The following is a 16,573-nucleotide window of genomic DNA, read 5'->3' as shown; positions in this document are numbered from 1 at the left end:
TCATTTGTGGAGAGGTCGCAATGCAAAAGAATCGTCTTGGATCATCGGATTTTCTGATTTCGCCTATTGGCCTGGGGACGTGGGCAATCGCTGGTACAGGTTGGGAATACAGTTGGGGAGCGCAGGATGACAAGGACAGCCTGGGCGCACTTGAATATGCCGTCGAACGCGGCGTGAACTGGATTGATACCGCTGCGGTTTATGGCTTGGGCCATGCGGAGCAATTGGTGGGGCAATTGCTGCGTCGGGTGCCGGTCTCGCGGCGTCCTTTGGTGTTCACCAAAGGCAGCCTGGTCTGGGACCCGGTCACGAAGCAGATTTCGCACTCCCTGGTCCCCCAATCCTTGCTCGCCGAGATCGACGCAAGCTTGCGCAGGCTCCAAGTCGAGACTATCGATCTGTATCAGATCCACTGGCCTGCCTTTCCTGCCGACGCAAGCAGTGAAGGTATTGAAATGGCGCTTTCGGCTTTGGTAGCCGCGCGCGATCAAGGAAAAATTCGCGCTATCGGCGTATCGAATTTCGATGTCGCTCAACTCAAGCGGGCGCAGGCGGTGACAGAGATCGTTTCGCTCCAGCCGCCGTACTCCGCCTTGATGCGGGACATCGAGAAAGACGTCCTGCCATTCTGTGAGCAAGCCGGGTTGGGTGTCCTTGCCTATTCCACACTTCAATCGGGGCTACTGTCCGGCAGCATGACGCGCGAACGCATCTCACAACTGCCCGAAGACGATTGGCGCAAGGCCCGAAGTGCTGATTTCCAGGAGCCCCGTTTGAGTGCGAACCTGACATTGGTTGACGTCATGGCACGCATTGGAGAAAGGCACGGGGTGAGTGCTGCAGCGGTCGCTATCGCCTGGGTACTTCGCCAACCGGTAGTGACGGGCGCCATTGTCGGAGCCCGCCGTCCAGCACAAGTAGACGGGCTGATTGCAGCCTCGGCGTTGCGCCTTAGCGCCGCGGAAATCGACGAAATTCGACCGTTCCTGCCGTCGGGCATGGGAACAAATGTTCCTGGCGCCGCCTGACACCCGGGGTGGTCCGAGTGCTCTCCTCCCTCGCCATCGCTGGCAGGTGGGCTGTCTCACGCAACTGCTCGTGAAGCGCGCACTTTCTCGTATCGTGCGAATCCGATCTTGATGCCGACCAGAATGGGGGCGGCGATTACAAAAAGCAGGGCCACGGCGACGAACGCTGTGTCGAAGGCAATCACCGTGGACTGACTTGTCACTAACCGGCCTAGAAGGCTCGTCGCTGCCCGGCCAGCGGCCACTGCATCCATTCCTTTCGCGCTCAGCATGGCTGTCGTGGTCGTCATCCGCTCGATGACCGCGGCCCCTCCAGGGATAACGTTGGCACCAAGGACCACGGCATTGGTGACGACGTTATGGTCGATCAGTGTCTGGAGCCCTGCGACCCCGATAAGGCCACCCAACTGGCGCCCCGTATTGAAAAGGCCTATTCCGCCAGCGAGGTTTCGGCTGTTGAGGTGGCTGAAAGCGATCAGCGTGATCGATAGAAACAGGAAGCCAAGCCCCAACCCGCGCAACAGGATGGCCGCCATCATGTCGTCTGCGCCGCTTTCGCTGGTCGAACCGGACAGCATCCACATCGCCACCATGATCATCAGGATTCCAAAGGGCACGGTGGCGAACGGCGCAACGCGGTGGGCCTGCATGAGATAAGCAGATATCAGAAGCGCGCCGACAAAAAACGTGCCACTGGGCAACAGCAGCTGACCGGCATCGGTAGGCGTGAATCCGAGGACCGACAGGGCGAACGCCGGAATCAGGAACGCGCTGCCGAACAAGGCGGCGCCGGCGACAAAACTGACGATAAAAGCGAAGGAAAAATCGCTCGTTTTGAACAGGGTGAAGTCGAGCAGGCCCTGCCTCTTGGCCAACACTTGTTGGCCGAGAAATGCCAGCAAAGCCGCTGCGCCGATCACCGTTAGCCACAGGATGCGAGGCTCCTCGAACCAGTCCCATCGGCTGCCCTGGCTGAGAACGTAGGTGAAACACAACAGCGTGGTAGAGATCAGCGAGAAGCCGATCCAGTCAAACGGACGCTGCCGGATCTTGGCGGGCATTGGGCCGTCTGCGATCAGCACAAGCCCGCTAGCCGCCAAGGCAATCGGGACCACGCTGAAGAAGATCCATGTCCAGGATTGGCTATCGATCAACCACCCTTGAAGCGCCGGGGCAAGCGTCGCGGGCGCGACAACGGAGCCCATGGCAAACAGGGCCTGGAGGATGGGCTGACGGGACCGCGGATAAGCGCGAAAGATGATCGCCTGGCCCCCGACCAGCAGGGTGCCGCCGGCGAAGCCCTGAATCACCCGAAGTGCAACCAGCAGATCCAGCCGAGCGGTGATGGCGGCAATGCCGCATGCCAGGCCCATGACCAGGGTTGAGCCGATGATCACATGACGCGCAGCGAAACGGTTCATCAGCCAAGGGGCGGTCATGAACCCGATCAGCTTGAGCGCGATGTAGCCGATATCCAACCAGGCAAACTCATCAGGCGTTGCATAGGTGTCGCCGATGATGTCGCTGCGTCCGAGCGACAGAACGGTGCTGGCGATCGCTTCCGTCAGCGTGGCGAGCACGATGCCCGCCATGAGCAGGACACCGGTTGTAGCGCTGGCGTTGCTCCGCGTGGCGCTGGCAACCGTGTTCATGAGCCGCCCCCTTGCGCAACCTCGACACGCGCGGACAGGCCAGGGACGATGCGGCCCGGCAACGGGTTGTGGGCAAGCCGGATTTTTACCGGAACCCGCTGCACGACACGCACAAAGTTTCCTGTTGCGTTGTCTGTGGGCAGCAAGCTGAACGCCGACCCGCTACCCGGAGCAAAGCTGTCGACCACGCCTTCCAGTGCCCCGTCGGGATAACCATCGACCGTGATGCGCACACGCTGACCGGGGCGGATATGTTCGAGCTGGGTTTCCTTGAAGTTCGCCACGACCCACACATCATTGACCGGCACGATATCGAGCAACGAAACACCCGGCGTAACGAATCGGCCGACCCGGACCTGACGGTTACCGATAACGCCATCAACAGGTGCGTGGACCACGGTGCTGTCGAGATCGATCTGGGCCAGATCGCGCGCGGCCTGTGCCTGCGCCACAGCAGCAACGGCAGCTTCTCGCTGGGCCACAAGGACGGTGATGCGTTGCTGTTGAGCCTCGACCGTTGCCGAAGCTGCCGACACCGTCGCCTCGGCTCTGGAGCGTGCCGTGCCGGTTTCATCGACCAGGGCCTGGCTGACCGCGTGGCTGACGATCAGTTTTTGGCTGCGATCATGGGTCTTGGTCGCCAGATTCATCTCGGCGGCGGCCGAGCGGCGCTGGGCTTCGGCCTGTCGAATCAGGGCACGCTGAAGCTGGGTTTCGGCATCGACATGGGTCAGGCGAGCCTCGGCAGCGCTGACATTGGCAACGGCCTGCGCAAGCCGTGCGCGATAGTCCCGATCGTCAATCCGGAACAGGACGTCACCCGCCCGGACGGTCTGGTTGTCCTCTACTTCTACCGCCGTGACATAGCCAGCAACCTTGGCGGCGAGCGAAGTGAGGTCGCCGCGCACATACGCGTTATCGGTGGAAGTCGAACCGCTCGAAAGCGCCATGGCCCATCCGCCGGCCAAGGCCACCACGGCACCGATACACAGCAAGATGCCGATCATCTTTCTCTTGCGTTGCCGCGCCACCACGACAGGGATCTCGACGCTTGCGCCGGTGGCAATGGCGGCCTTGTCCTGAAGCGAGTTCATGTTCTTGTTTCCTGTTCAATGCCAAGGATCCGCAGCAGCCACAGGACGGCAGTGACCTGCCGCCCGGCTGTCGAGCGTCGATGAGCGCGTTGATCGGCTCACTTTTTAATAGGTGTAACGAGTTCCTTTTCGTTGCTGTCGAGGACGAACACGGCCAGCAGGCGTGCAGGTTTCGTGTCGCTGGCGTTCGCGCTGACTTCGTGCACGGAGCCCGGCTCCTCTACAAAGTTTTCGCCGACGTTGTAGATCTTTTCCGGCTCGCCTTTGACTTTGATGCGAAACGAGCCCTCCAGGACCGTTGCATAGATGAAAGCCGTTTTCGGATGGGTGTGGGACGGCGACGCGGCGCCCGGCCCATACTCGACCAGCACGCCCTTCATGCTCTTGCCTGGGAGGTTGGGAATGGGGCGGTCGAATACGACCGTCACCTTGCCGGCGGGCGGCTCGGCGGCGGACGCAGCGCTGATCGACAGCGCTGCGAAGGCTGCGGCCAATAGATATCGGGTAACCATGGCGATACTCCTTGGTGAGTCGGTGGTGTGAGCGCGCGGCCCGATACCGGGTCGCCGCTTTCCTGATGTGTCTTGGGTAGCCTCAGCGCGCCGCTTGGGCCGTCGACTGACCGAGCCAGTCCTCGAAGCGCATCGCGCCCAGGCGCGGGTTCTTGCCGGGCGTCAGCGATTGATCGTCGAGCACCGAACCGAAGTAGCGCGCGTGCACATCCGGCACGACCTTGCGCGTGTCCTGAGTGGCACGCAGGAAGCGCCTGACCAGTTCGTCGAGCGGCATGGCCTCGGGACCGGCGACTTCGACCGTGCCATTGACCGGCGTTGCCAGCGTGACCTCGGTGAGCGCCGCCACCACGTCGTCGGACGCCATCGGCTGGATCAGCGCCGGCGACAGGCAAATCTCCTCGCCGACGGTGGCCGCCTGCGCAATACCACCGACAAACTCGAAGAACTGTGTGGCACGCAGGATGGTGTAAGGAATGCCGGACGCCTTGATCAGGTTTTCCTGCGCGACCTTGGCCCGGAAATAGCCATTCTCGGGAAGCCGTTCACTGCCGACGATCGACAGGGCCACGTGATGGCGAACGCCAGCGGCCGCCTCGGCAGCCAGCAGGTTACGGCTCGACGTTTCGAAGAAATCGAGAACGGCCTGGTCTTCCCACGAAGGCGCGTTCGCCACGTCGACGACAATATCGGCGCCATCCATCGCCTGGGCCAGGCCCTCGCGGGTGATGCTGTTCACGCCCGTGCTAGGGGCGGCTGCGAGCGCGTCATGGCCGCGCTCGCGGAGGTTCTGCACTAGTTTCGATCCGATGAGGCCGGTGCCTCCAATGACGACGATCTTCATGGTTTCTCTCCGCTTCTCGACGGCAACCATTGCTGTCGATGTAGATCGAGAGTGCCAGCGCGCGTCGGGGACGTCCTTGTACCGGCCTTGAGTTTGCCTTCAAGGAAGCTTGGTTTTTCGTCCAGAAAAACAGTTATTCGACGGGTCTCCCTTGCCGCAGACGGTGCAGCGGGTCAGGCGCTGCCGTATTATCGATACCTCTTACCAACCGCCAGCTCAGACACGGAGTCGAGGGCGCTCGATCAGGGGATCCTCACCTTGCAATTCGTGTTTGAAGACTACGTGCTCGATCAGCAGCGCCGGGAACTGACCTTGCGCGGGCAAGTCGTGGCTGTCGGGCCGCAGGTCTTCGATCTATTGCTGCAACTCGTCAGCAACCGCGATCGCGTCATGAGCAAGGACGACCTGCTCAAGGCCGTGTGGAGCGGTCGGATCGTCTCGGAATCGACCATCACCAGCCACATCAATGCGGTGCGCAAGGCCATCGGCGATACCGGCGAGGAGCAGCGCCTGGTGCGCACGGTCGCCCGCAAGGGATACCGCTTCGTCGGCGAGATCAAGGTGGATGAGGTCGGGGAAACGCCACAGCCTGACATCGAAGAACCCACGCCCGTGGACCTGAAACAAACGCCTGCGCCCACCCTCGTCCTGCCGGACAAACCCTCCATTACTGTCCTGCCCTTCCACAACCTGAGCGGCGATCCGGAGCAGGAATATTTCGCCGACGGCATGGTGGAGGACATCATCACCGCCCTGTCGCGTATCCGCTGGCTGTTCGTCATCGCACACAATTCAAGCTTCACCTACAAGGGTCGGGCCGTGGACGTCCAGGGCGTCGGCCAGACGCTCGGCGTGCGCTACGTGCTGGAAGGTAGCGTGCGCAAGTCCGGGAACAAGGTACGCATCACCGGGCAACTCATCGACGCAACAAATGGGACGCATATCTGGGCGGAGCGCTTCGAAGGCATGCTCCACGACATTTTCGAGCTGCAGGATCAAATCGCCGAAAGCGTCGTCGGCGCCATAGCACCGCAGTTGGAACGGGCGGAAATCGAGCGCGCCAAGCGCAAACCGACGGAAAGCCTGGACGCCTACGACTATTACCTGCGCGGAATGCCGAAACTGCACAACGGCACCCGCGAAGCCATCGAGCAAGCGCTGCCGTTGTTCTACAAGGCCATCGAGCTCGATCCGGAGTTTGCCTCGGCCTATGGCATGGCAGCCTGGTGCCACTTCTGGCGCAAGCTGAATGGCTGGATGACCGATCGGACTCAAGAGATCGCCGAGGGCGCACGACTTGCGCGTTTGGCGGTGGAGCTTGGCCGGGACGATGCGGTGGCGCTGACGCGAGGCGGACATGCACTTGGCCATCTCGCCGGCGATATCGATGGCGGTATTGCCCTGCTCGACAGGGCACGCCTGCTCAACCCCAACCTCGCCCCCGCCTGGTACCTGGGCGGAATCCTGCGCGCGCTGCGCGGTGAAACAGACGCCGCCATTGCGGATTTAACCCATGCCGTTCGCTTGAGTCCGCTGGATCCGGAAATGTTCAGGATGCAGGTTGGAATGGCACTCGCACACTTCTTCGCCGGGCGCTTCGATCCCGCTTCTGCCTGGGCGGAAAAGGCGCTGGGTAACCTGCCCTGCCTCCTGGTGTCGGTTGCCCTGATGGCGGCCAGTCATGCGCTCAGCGGACGCATGGACAAAGCGAAGCAGGCGATGCAGCGTTTGCACGAGCTGGATCCGTCCTTGCGCGTCTCTAACCTGAAGGACTGGTTGCCAATCCAGCGTCCTGAGGATTTTGCACGGTTTGCTGATGGGTTGCGGCTGGCTGGGTTGCCTGAGTGACTGCGGCCCGATCTGTAGCTGGCTTCGCCAACTGCTCCAAGGAATGCGCAGGTTCGCAGATTGCAATATACGAATGGAAGCTACACTGAAGTTGCTTGAATCTTGCATCCCCTCTTTCGGGAGAGCCAAGTGGATCTAACGATCGAGCCAGGTTCAAAGCAGCAGAAGCCAGTTTTGGCTGGTACGAAACTGCGACTTAAATGCGTTTTAGTTGTTTGTGCGCAGCTGCGGGGGGCAGTGACATCAACCCCATTGCCGCAGCGAAAAAGCAGTCTGTTCGGTGGCATGCGTCACTCGAAGGGGTCATGCAGTGCATTAGCGACCATCTCTTGTTAGCCCGTCACCTCTTGAACGATTCCGTTTCGGTAAGGAGATTCAGATGGTCGACTCCGTCAGCAACATCGACAAAGATGCCCTGCCTCACAAAGATACCCAGATCTCTGCCTCCAGCGATAAGTTGAAGTTCGGAGCATTGATCGCTCTGGTCGTCGGCTCCATGGTGGGCGGCGGGATTTTTTCGCTACCGCAGAACATCGCTAAAAGTGCCAGTGCTGGCGCCACACTGATTGGCTGGCTGATCACTGGCGTCGGCATGCTGATGCTGGCATTCGTCTTCCAGACACTGGCCAACCGCAAGCCCAAGCTCGATGGCGGGGTTTACGCCTATGCCAAGGCCGGGTTTGGCGACTACATGGGTTTCTCTTCGGCTTGGGGTTACTGGATCAGTGCCTGGATCGGCAACGTCAGCTACATGGTGTTGCTGTTCAGTACCCTCGGGTTCTTCTTCCCGATGTTCGGAGAAGGCAACACGCTACCGGCGATCATTTGCGCCTCCGTGCTGCTCTGGCTCCTGCATTTTCTGGTTCTGCGCGGAATCAAGGAAGCCGCCTTCATCAACGTGATCACTACCATCGCCAAGATGGTGCCGCTGGCGCTGTTCATTGTCATTGCCGGCGTGGCCTTCAAGATGGATGTTTTTACCAGCGACTTCTGGGGCGCTGGCAACAGTGACCTGGGCACGGTGATGAATCAGGTTCGCAACATGATGTTGGTCACCGTCTGGGTGTTTATTGGCATTGAAGGGGCCAGCATCTTTTCCGCCCGTGCTGAAAAGCGCAGCGACGTCGGCAAGGCGACTGTGGTTGGCTTCGTCGGGGTGCTGCTTTTACTGGTTCTGGTTAACGTGTTTTCTCAGGGGATCATGGCCCAGGCACAACTGGCCGGCCTGAAAAATCCTTCCATGGCGGGCGTACTGGAACATGTGGTGGGTCACTGGGGGGCAGTACTGATCAGCGCAGGGCTGATCGTCTCGCTGGTCGGTGCGCTGTTGTCCTGGACACTCCTCTGCGCGGAAATCCTCTTTGCCAGTGCCCGCGACCACACCATGCCGGAGTTCTTGCGCAAGGAGAACGCTAATCAGGTCCCCGCCAATGCGCTATGGCTATCCAACGGGCTTATCCAGCTGTTCCTGATTATCACGTTGTTCAACAGTTCCACCTATTTAAGCCTGTTGTACCTGGCAACCTCGATGATCCTGGTGCCGTACTTCTGGTCCGCCGCCTACGCTTTACTATTGGCCTGGCGTAACGAAACCTATGAGGAGGCTCAAGGCGAGCGGACCAAGGACCTGATAGTCGGGGTGATCGCTGTGCTCTATGCCGTATGGCTGGTGTACGCGGCCGGGGCGCAGTACCTGCTGCTGTCTGCACTGCTTTATGCTCCCGGCGCAATCCTGTTCGCCAAGGCCAAGCGCGAACTGGGCCAACCGGTGTTCACCTCCATTGAAAAGGTCATTTTCGTTGCCGTGATGATAGGTGCGCTGATCGCGGGTTACGGCCTCTATAGTGGTTTTCTCAGCCTCTGAAACAAGGGTTTGCGTGGCGGACGGAAAGCTCCGTCTGCCATGCAGCTTCAATGAAAACCAAGGCGGACTTTTTCAATGGCATGGGCCATTAGCAATCGGTTGTCCGTCACTTAGCCTGATTCGATGGATAAAGACCGGCAAACCGAGCGATCACAACACCAACGTAAAAGACGCCTGAAAACTCTTCGACCATTACCAGTGAGCGAGCGTGATTGGTCAACGGGAGAATATCTCCGTAACCTGTGGTTGTGAGCGTCGTGAGGCTGAAATAGATTAATTTGAAGAACGTGCCAGGCTGTGCGAAGTCGAGGTGGCCAGGACCGAATGAGCCAGCGCTGGATATCTCCACCAGGGCATAAACGAAGGACCAAACGAAAGCCAGCATGATGTAACCCGCCAGCGCACCATGCAGCTTGCCGGCTGTAATTGGCCCGCGCTTGAGAATGTAGAGAAGCACTCCGCTAAACGAGACGGCAAGAGACGCCGTATACGCTATCCCGGCAAGGCTAAGAATCGCGATACTCTCAGTCCATAACGCCGTCCATTGAAGGCCAACCCCAAGCAACGCCAGGCCCAGTTTGAGAATGAACCCCCACCGAGTCTGCCTGGTGGCAAAAGCCCCCACGAGCAGCACGATCGAAAAAAGAATGCCGAGCAAAGTACGAGCAAATATACCTTCCTCAAGAAAGGGAAACAGAAGGATCAACCCTAGCAAGAGCAGCAATAGATAGGTGTAGGGACCCTTCCCCATAATCAACCGAGCTAAATCCTCGTCGGGTTCGGCTTTATTTTGAGGATTTGTCATATCGGTTTCCCAGAGGCTGAAGTAACGCTCGATATCTGACCGTGCACCGTTGAAATCTGGCTTGGCTTTAGAATAGTCGGGGGTGAAATCCTTGAGTGGCGGATATGGGTCGAATTCTGCCTGTCAGGAAGGGCAGCAGTCGGTCAGAAGCGGCCATTTTCGGTCAGTTGTGACAGGCTAAACTCGTCAACGTGCTTCGCTGCGACTCCAGATTTTTGTCCTGAGTGGGAACCGAGCGTATCGGATTTACCTCCCTTCTTTCTCAATGCCACATCTGTGCATCTCATGTCGCAGATAACTGAGTACGTGCGACAGTTTCACGCCCGAATTAGTCGTCGCATAACTCAGAAGTTATGCGATGGCATTTTCAAATCTGCACCAGTATCAAAGCGCAAGGCCCATCGTAAAAAGTTAACTCACTCATCTTAAACGCTGCGCCCCCCTAAATTCATAAGTTCGTTAGTCATCATCAGCCATATGACCATGGTGTATTGCCGCTTACCTCACGTAAACTCCCGAGACGGTTCCCCATTAATATGTATGGTTTGAGTGAGGCAGTAGCCACGATTTCTGACTGCGCGAAAGAGATACCTACCTCCAGCGCTTTTCTTGAACTTTACTTGCAGTCTACTCAAACTCATCTCCAGGCCACGATAGAGGCCAGGCTCTCTCCCAATACTACTAATTAGCTCTGCCCTACTGATTACGCGCTCCTCCTTGAGGAGCATGTTCTTTACAATGATGCTCTCAATATTTGTCAAGTGTATTTGATTGGCACCGTCAAACAGGATTCGATTATTTATATCGAGCTTCCAGCATTGAGGGCATTGAAGTGATACATTTGCAAAGTTTGTCATGATTTTTGATTGTACAATTTATTAATATAACAAAAAAACAAATCGCAAAAACTATTACTTATTTTTGTCTTCAGCAATGTAATTTAGGAACGCATTTTTAAACGTAAGCTTTATTAGGGTAACTGCGCAGTCAGGCTGTTGACTTATAGCAATATATTTGTAAGTTAGATATTAAGCACTTATAGTATTGTTAGTTTGTTAAAATTCTTAACTATCCATATTCCAAGTTGATGAATAATTTTCAAATATACCAAGCACACTAATAGATAGCCAGCTTATGATCTGTAACAGTCTACTGCTGTTTTGGTAACAATGTGCCGTCCAACCGACAGCGCACTAGACGGGGAGGACGCAGAAAACGGAGATTTTTGCCATCTGCTCGCGCTGCCCCCAAGACTGCCGCAGCATGCAAAGCGGGGCCCCTAGGGAGGAAAAGAACTGCGTTATCGACCGCTCGCTCATTGTCCCTTCTCCATTCGTAGGAAATGCGCAGATTTCTCCAAAGACGTTTCGCGTCCGTGAGCGCCAACAGCCAAATAGCTGGGCTTGCTGCGCAAGCTTGAGGAGGAGTTTATAGACGTGGCGTGCGCCAGCCTTTCATTTGACGACAGCGTTTTTTCATTTCATGACAGCCCATAACCTTCGATCTGACATTGCACATAGCGTTGTTTGAGTCAGTTTTTGCGTGGTGGTCATGCCACTCTCCAGACCTACCAATATGTCGTCAGTGGTTTGCAAATTCGCGGATGGGGTTTGAGAGTACAAAATCCTGAGGGTCAGCTTTGGGTCGATTCTGTTGCCCTTCGCGACCGGCAAGAAACCACACAGCGGTCATTGGTTGCCTGGAGGACAGTAGTTAGTCGGCGTTAGTGTTTGGACAGGGTCGCCTTAAGCGCTTCGGTGACAAGAGCAATCAGAATTGGCTGGGAACTCGCCTGCATATCTCTACCAATTTCGGATTGCTGTTCTTTCACTTTTCCCGCGTATTTTGCAATCGGCCAAAACGGTCATTCGTGCGTGTCGTCCAACGACGAAGCGAGTCAGCGCGCTTTGTGCAACATCCATTTATCCCCTCTACGACTGAAGCTACGATTGAATAGATAATGATGCGGTCATTTGCGCGTGACACACCGCCAGAATTTCATCGGCCAGCGCCGAGTCGTCAGGACAGGCGCGCGATAACATGATCGCGCCGACCGCGCGCGCCAGCAGGTCGATCATTTTCACCCTCGCCTCACCCGGCGCCGCATCCGGCCCCGTCGGGTATTTTTCGCCGAGCGTTTGCAACGTGCGCTCGATGCCTTCAGCGAATGCCGACTTCAAATCGCCTGACTGACGCGCCGCGTCACCGCACAACGCCGCCATGGTGCAACCCGTGGCGCGCCCGTCGCGATGATCCCTGGACACATACACATCGATGAAATCCTTCACGCTCAATGCTTCGGCGCTGGCCAGAGACTGCGCAAGACTGTTGGCCGAGGCTTCGGCCATCAGGTCAGCCTTCGAACCGAAATGTTTATAGAAACCGCCATGGGTGAAACCGGCGGCGGCCATCAGGTCGGCCACGCCGACACCGTCAAAACCGCGCTCGCGAAACACGGCTGAGGCCGTTTCGACGATGTGCTCCCGATTTGCCTGGGCCTGGGCCTTGGACACTCGCATGTTGGATACCTCGCTACCGCTGGAAATTCATCACCTGATGATACATAGATGTTGACCATAATCAAAACCATTGACAGTTTAGATTTCGATCATCATCCTAAATGCCAGCCATATGAAATTCACCAACGGGCACGGAACACACACCCATGAGCGACCAGAATCTGTTTACCCCTTACACGCTTGGCGCCCTGACGCTGTCGAACCGCGTGGTTCTCGCGCCACTGACGCGCAATCGCGCAGGCAAAGGCTTTGTACCGAGTGAATTTGCTGCTGCCTATTACAGCCAGCGGGCCAGCGCGGGCTTGCTGATTTCCGAAGCCTCGCAGATCTCGCAGCAGGGACAGGGCTATCAGGACACCCCCGGCATTTACACGCAGTCGCAGATAGAGGGATGGCGCAAGGTGACCGATGCCGTGCACGCCAAGGGCGGGAGAATTTTCCTGCAGCTGTGGCATGTGGGCCGTGTTTCCCACGTGGATCTGCAACAGCAAGGCGCGGCGCCGGTAGCCCCTTCCGCGCTTCGTCCCGCGACCAAGGTGTTCGTCAACAATCGCTTCGAGGACGTTTCCGAGCCGCGAGCGCTGGAGACTGACGAACTGCCGGGCATCGTCAACGATTTCCGCCAAGCGGCGGCAAACGCCATTGCGGCAGGCTTCGACGGCGTGGAAATCCACGGTGCAAACGGCTATTTGCTGGATCAGTTCATCAAGGACGGCGCCAACCTGCGTACTGATGCCTACGGCGGCTCGATCGCAAACCGTGCGCGTCTGCTGCTGGAAGTGACGGCTGCCGTGGCCGCCGAGATTGGTGCTGATCGCACGGGCATTCGCCTTTCGCCTGTCTCTCCGGCCAATGGTGTATCGAGCAGTGATCCACAGGCTCAGTTCGATTACATCGTCGACCAACTCAATGCTCTGGACATCGTTTATCTGCACGTCGTCGAAGGCGCGACCGGTGGGCCACGCGACGTGGCGCCCTTTGATTTCGACGCCTTGCGCCAGCGCTTCAGGAACACCTACATCGCCAACAACGGCTATGACCTGGACCTGGCCACGGCACGCCTTACGCATGACAAGGCCGACCTGATCGCCTTTGGCCGCCCTTTTATCGGCAACCCTGATCTGGTGGAGCGGCTCAAGAACGGTGCGCCACTGTCCGCCTTCGACCCCTCCACGCTCTACGGCGGCGGTGCGGCGGGATACATCGACTATCCGACGCTTGCCGAATCAAGCGCTGCCGCGAACCAGGCACAAGCTGATCGGGCCTGATTTGATCGTGCATCCATCCCCATTCATGTTCCCGAAAAAAGAGCTGACATCATGACTACTCACCCTACCGTTCTCATCACAGGCGCTTCCACCGGCATCGGCGCGGTTTACGCCGAGCGTTTCGCCCAACGCGGGCATGATCTGGTGTTGGTCGCCCGCGACCACTCGCGCCTGGAAACGCTCGCCGCAAAGTTGCGTGGCGAACACAACGTCGCCATTGAAGTGCTTCAGGCCGACCTGACTCAACTCAGCGACCTGCACACCGTCGAAGCGCGCCTGCGGGATGACGGGCGCATCGGTATCCTCGTCAACAATGCCGGCGCCGCACAGTCCGGCAACTTCATCGAGCAAAGCACTGACAGCGTTGCGCAACTGGTGGCCCTCAACACCACCGCGCTGGTGCGGCTCGCCAGCGCCATCGCGCCACGCCTGGCCAAAGCAGGTGAAGGCGCGATCATCAACATCGGTTCGGTGGTGGGTCTGGCGCCTGAGTTCGGTATGTCGGTCTATGGGGCGACCAAGGCGTTTGTGCTGTTCCTGTCCCAAGGCCTAAGCCTGGAACTTTCGCCTCAGGGTGTTTATGTGCAAGCCGTGCTGCCCGCCGCCACCCGCACAGAGATTTGGGATCGCGCCGGTATCGACATCAACACCTTGAGCGAAATCATGGAAGTGGGTGATCTGGTCGACGCCGCACTGGTTGGCTTCGACCGTCGCGAACCGGTGACCATTCCTCCGCTGCATGAAGGCGAGCGCTGGGATGCCCTGCAAACCGCGCGTCAGGGTCTTTTGTCGCAGATCAGGCAGTCCGCCGTGGCGCAACGCTATTTGACTCAAGCCTGACCCATGACGAGCAGGTCGGCCTCGCCCCGCAATTGGACGGAGTAAACATGACTGTTTTGGCTAGAAGCAATCATCCAGGTTCGCAGTCGTCATTTATCAACGCGGCGAACCAGTCGGTTCTGGTTGGCGGGATACCTTTCGCCTATCGTGATCTGGGACCCAGGACGCAGGTCCCGCTGGTCATGTTCAACCATTGGGGGGCAGTGTTGGATAACTTTGACCCCAGGATTATCGACGGTTTGGCAAAAAACCGGCGTGTCATCACTACTGATTACCGCGGTATCGGTGGCTCGGGCGGCGCCGCGCCATTGACCGTCGGTGAGATGGCTGACGATGGCATCGGCTTTATTCGTGCGTTGGGTTTGGACAAGGTTGACCTGCTCGGCTTTTCACTCGGCGGCTTCGTCGCTCAAGACATCGCCATGAAAGCACCCGAACGAGTGCGCAGATTGATCCTCACCGGAACCGGACCGGCTGGCGGCACAGGCATCGACAACGTCGGCTCGGTGACCTGGCCGTTAATGATCAAGGGTCTGCTGACGCTCCGAGATCCCAAGTTCTACCTATTCTTTACCACCACGGCCAACGGACAACGCGCCGCGTCCGAGTATTTGCAACGATTGAAAGAGCGCCGGCAAGACCGCGACAAAGACCCCACACCCCGCGCGTTTTTACGGCAATTGAAAGCCATAACAGCGTGGGGCAAGCAGGCGCCGCAAGATCTCGGTCGCCTGCGCATGCCGACGCTGATAGCCAACGGGGACAACGACATCATGGTGCCCACCGTGAACTCGATTGAGCTGGCGAAGCGAATCCCCAACGCGCAACTGATCATTTACCAGGACGCCGGGCACGGCAGCATTTTCCAGCACGCTACCGATTTCGTGGCCAAGGCTTCGATGTTCCTCGACACCTGACAGCCTGCACGTCTAATCGCATCAACGTTGTCGGGGCCGCGCCCCATTCTCATTCCACCGACAAGAGCAGCTGCAACATGAAGGCATTTTTTATCGACCGCTACGGCAAGCAGAACGGAACGATTGGCGAAGTGCCCGACCCCGCGGTCGGTGTGCATGACGTTCTGATCCAGGTGCATGCAACGAGCGTGAACCCGTTGGACTCGAAGATCAGAACCGGGGAATTCAAACTGATCCTGCCCTATACATTTCCATTGGTATTGGGCAATGACCTGGCAGGTGTGGTCGTTCGCACGGGCTCGGCGGTGAAGCGATTCAAGCCAGGAGACGAAGTCTATGCACGCCCTCCCGAGGCACGGATCGGGACGTTTGCCGAACTGATCGCCGTGAACGAAAACGCGCTCGCGCTGAAACCCTCGAATCTCGATATGGCCGAAGCGGCGTCCGTCCCCTTGGCCGCCTTGACGGCCTGGCAGGCGCTGGTTGAGACCGCCCAGGTGAAAAAAGGCCAGAAGGTGTTGATTCATGCCGGATCCGGCGGTGTCGGCACGTTTGCCATCCAGCTCGCCAAACACCTCGGCGCCTTCGTTGCGACCACCACCAGCACGGCAAATGTCGAATGGGTGAAAGCACTCGGGGCGGATGTGGTCATCGATTACAAACAGCAGGATTTTGCAAACGAGTTGCGCGATTTCGACGTGGTGTTGAACAGCCTCGGTGCCGATGTACTGGAGAAATCGGTCAAGGTTCTCAAGCCCGGCGGACAGCTCATTTCCCTCTCCGGACCACCGACAGCAGAATTTGCCCAAGAGCAAGGCTTGTCCTGGGTGCTGGGGCAAGTCATGCGCCTGCTGAGCAGCGGTATTCGCAGAAAAGCCCGCAAGCACGGGGTGAGCTATGCATTTTTGTTTATGCGTGCCGACGGGGTACAACTGCAAAAAATCACCTCGCTTATCGAGGCTGGCGTCATCAAACCGGTCATCGATCGTTCCTTCCCTTTTGAATCGACTGCAGAGGCGTTGCGGTTCGTCGAGCAGGGCAGATCAAAAGGCAAAGTCACCATAACAATCAAATAAGCGCACTAAAAAAAATGTCAGTAGATAACGTGCATGCCGCCGAGTATCAGACTCCAGCGCCTGAACCAGAGGAGCAACCCCCGCACAACAGGCCCACACAGGAGCAGTTGCAACCGGAAGTCGCGCCGGTAGAAAAGCCGATGATCATTTGGCGTAGCTTGATGCTTGAGCAGTAACGAGAAATGGTTGAAGCCACTCCTCAATCGAAACAATGCTTACATCGCCACAAGCTCATAGCGAGTGGCAAGTTTGCATCAAAAGCGGATGTAGGCCGAACGTCCGCTAAGTGGCCGACTGCAGCCCTTC

13 protein-coding genes are annotated in these 16,573 nt (G+C 57.9%); 7 read left to right on the top strand and 6 right to left on the bottom strand.

Translation table 11 applies throughout. The features are described 5' to 3' along the window. Nucleotides 1–20: 20 nt before the first annotated feature. A complete protein-coding gene (locus KW837_RS03865; RefSeq protein WP_218394573.1) occupies nucleotides 21–1,028 on the top strand; it encodes an aldo/keto reductase in 1,008 nt (335 codons plus the stop codon). A 56-nt stretch (nucleotides 1,029–1,084) separates the two neighbouring features. Here the strand turns inward: KW837_RS03865 and KW837_RS03860 are convergent, their stop codons facing one another. The 4 genes from KW837_RS03860 to KW837_RS03845 all read right to left on the bottom strand — a co-directional run bounded on the left by KW837_RS03860 (nucleotide 1,085) and on the right by KW837_RS03845 (nucleotide 5,130). Further along, nucleotides 1,085–2,680 (bottom strand): DHA2 family efflux MFS transporter permease subunit, encoded by a 1,596-nt coding sequence (locus tag KW837_RS03860; RefSeq protein WP_218394572.1) that lies wholly within the window; start codon nucleotides 2,678–2,680, stop codon nucleotides 1,085–1,087. Next, nucleotides 2,677–3,774: an HlyD family secretion protein gene (locus tag KW837_RS03855; RefSeq protein WP_218394571.1), complete on the bottom strand. Its 1,098-nt coding sequence runs from the start codon at nucleotides 3,772–3,774 to the stop codon at nucleotides 2,677–2,679. The genes KW837_RS03860 and KW837_RS03855 overlap by 4 nt, the downstream gene beginning before the upstream one ends. Nucleotides 3,775–3,872: 98 nt before the next feature. Further along, the gene (locus KW837_RS03850) at nucleotides 3,873–4,286 is read right to left on the bottom strand and encodes a cupin domain-containing protein (RefSeq protein WP_218394570.1); all 414 of its coding nucleotides are present in this window, start codon (nucleotides 4,284–4,286) and stop codon (nucleotides 3,873–3,875) included. An 82-nt stretch (nucleotides 4,287–4,368) separates the two neighbouring features. Then, a complete protein-coding gene (locus KW837_RS03845; RefSeq protein ID WP_218394569.1) occupies nucleotides 4,369–5,130 on the bottom strand; it encodes an SDR family oxidoreductase in 762 nt (253 codons plus the stop codon). Between the two features lie 258 nt (nucleotides 5,131–5,388). Between KW837_RS03845 and KW837_RS03840 the strand changes: the two genes are divergently transcribed. Then, nucleotides 5,389–6,978, top strand: coding sequence for a winged helix-turn-helix domain-containing protein (locus KW837_RS03840; protein ID WP_218394568.1), 1,590 nt, complete (start codon nucleotides 5,389–5,391; stop codon nucleotides 6,976–6,978). A 436-nt stretch (nucleotides 6,979–7,414) separates the two neighbouring features. After that, a complete protein-coding gene (arcD, locus tag KW837_RS03835; protein ID WP_192343196.1) occupies nucleotides 7,415–8,842 on the top strand; it encodes an arginine-ornithine antiporter in 1,428 nt (475 codons plus the stop codon). A gap of 106 nt (nucleotides 8,843–8,948) precedes the next feature. On the opposite strand, the gene KW837_RS03830 is transcribed toward arcD, so the two are convergent. Further along, complete coding sequence (locus KW837_RS03830; RefSeq protein WP_218394567.1) at nucleotides 8,949–9,647, bottom strand: ion channel; 699 nt, start codon at nucleotides 9,645–9,647, stop codon at nucleotides 8,949–8,951. Between the two features lie 1,943 nt (nucleotides 9,648–11,590). Then, nucleotides 11,591–12,166: a TetR/AcrR family transcriptional regulator gene (locus tag KW837_RS03825; protein ID WP_218394566.1), complete on the bottom strand. Its 576-nt coding sequence runs from the start codon at nucleotides 12,164–12,166 to the stop codon at nucleotides 11,591–11,593. A gap of 146 nt (nucleotides 12,167–12,312) precedes the next feature. Between KW837_RS03825 and KW837_RS03820 the strand changes: the two genes are divergently transcribed. From KW837_RS03820 to KW837_RS03805, 4 genes are all read left to right on the top strand, one after another. Continuing rightward, nucleotides 12,313–13,434 (top strand): alkene reductase, encoded by a 1,122-nt coding sequence (locus tag KW837_RS03820; RefSeq protein WP_218394565.1) that lies wholly within the window; start codon nucleotides 12,313–12,315, stop codon nucleotides 13,432–13,434. Nucleotides 13,435–13,485: 51 nt separating this feature from the next. Next, a complete protein-coding gene (locus KW837_RS03815; protein ID WP_123494049.1) occupies nucleotides 13,486–14,274 on the top strand; it encodes an SDR family oxidoreductase in 789 nt (262 codons plus the stop codon). A 47-nt stretch (nucleotides 14,275–14,321) separates the two neighbouring features. Beyond that, a complete protein-coding gene (locus tag KW837_RS03810; RefSeq protein WP_218394564.1) occupies nucleotides 14,322–15,191 on the top strand; it encodes an alpha/beta fold hydrolase in 870 nt (289 codons plus the stop codon). A gap of 77 nt (nucleotides 15,192–15,268) precedes the next feature. After that, a complete protein-coding gene (locus tag KW837_RS03805; RefSeq protein WP_218394563.1) occupies nucleotides 15,269–16,267 on the top strand; it encodes an NADP-dependent oxidoreductase in 999 nt (332 codons plus the stop codon). The last annotated feature ends 306 nt before the right edge of the window (nucleotides 16,268–16,573 follow it).

The organism is Pseudomonas sp. PDM24 (assembly GCF_019218905.1).
GTDB lineage: Bacteria > Pseudomonadota > Gammaproteobacteria > Pseudomonadales > Pseudomonadaceae > Aquipseudomonas.
Note: the sequence above shows the minus strand (reverse complement) of the source record. Positions and strands in the feature narration are given on the sequence as shown.

Bases quoted from the DNA above. Each gene is read 5' to 3' on its own strand.
- KW837_RS03865 (WP_218394573.1), top strand. From the start codon at position 21: ATGCAAAAGAATCGTCTTGGATCATCGGATTTTCTGATTTCGCCTATT.
- KW837_RS03860 (WP_218394572.1), bottom strand. From the start codon at position 2,680: ATGAACACGGTTGCCAGCGCCACGCGGAGCAACGCCAGCGCTACAACC.
- KW837_RS03855 (WP_218394571.1), bottom strand. From the start codon at position 3,774: ATGAACTCGCTTCAGGACAAGGCCGCCATTGCCACCGGCGCAAGCGTC.
- KW837_RS03850 (WP_218394570.1), bottom strand. From the start codon at position 4,286: ATGGTTACCCGATATCTATTGGCCGCAGCCTTCGCAGCGCTGTCGATC.
- KW837_RS03845 (WP_218394569.1), bottom strand. From the start codon at position 5,130: ATGAAGATCGTCGTCATTGGAGGCACCGGCCTCATCGGATCGAAACTA.
- KW837_RS03830 (WP_218394567.1), bottom strand. From the start codon at position 9,647: ATGACAAATCCTCAAAATAAAGCCGAACCCGACGAGGATTTAGCTCGG.
- KW837_RS03825 (WP_218394566.1), bottom strand. From the start codon at position 12,166: ATGCGAGTGTCCAAGGCCCAGGCCCAGGCAAATCGGGAGCACATCGTC.
- KW837_RS03820 (WP_218394565.1), top strand. From the start codon at position 12,313: ATGAGCGACCAGAATCTGTTTACCCCTTACACGCTTGGCGCCCTGACG.
- KW837_RS03815 (WP_123494049.1), top strand. From the start codon at position 13,486: ATGACTACTCACCCTACCGTTCTCATCACAGGCGCTTCCACCGGCATC.
- KW837_RS03810 (WP_218394564.1), top strand. From the start codon at position 14,322: ATGACTGTTTTGGCTAGAAGCAATCATCCAGGTTCGCAGTCGTCATTT.
- KW837_RS03805 (WP_218394563.1), top strand. From the start codon at position 15,269: ATGAAGGCATTTTTTATCGACCGCTACGGCAAGCAGAACGGAACGATT.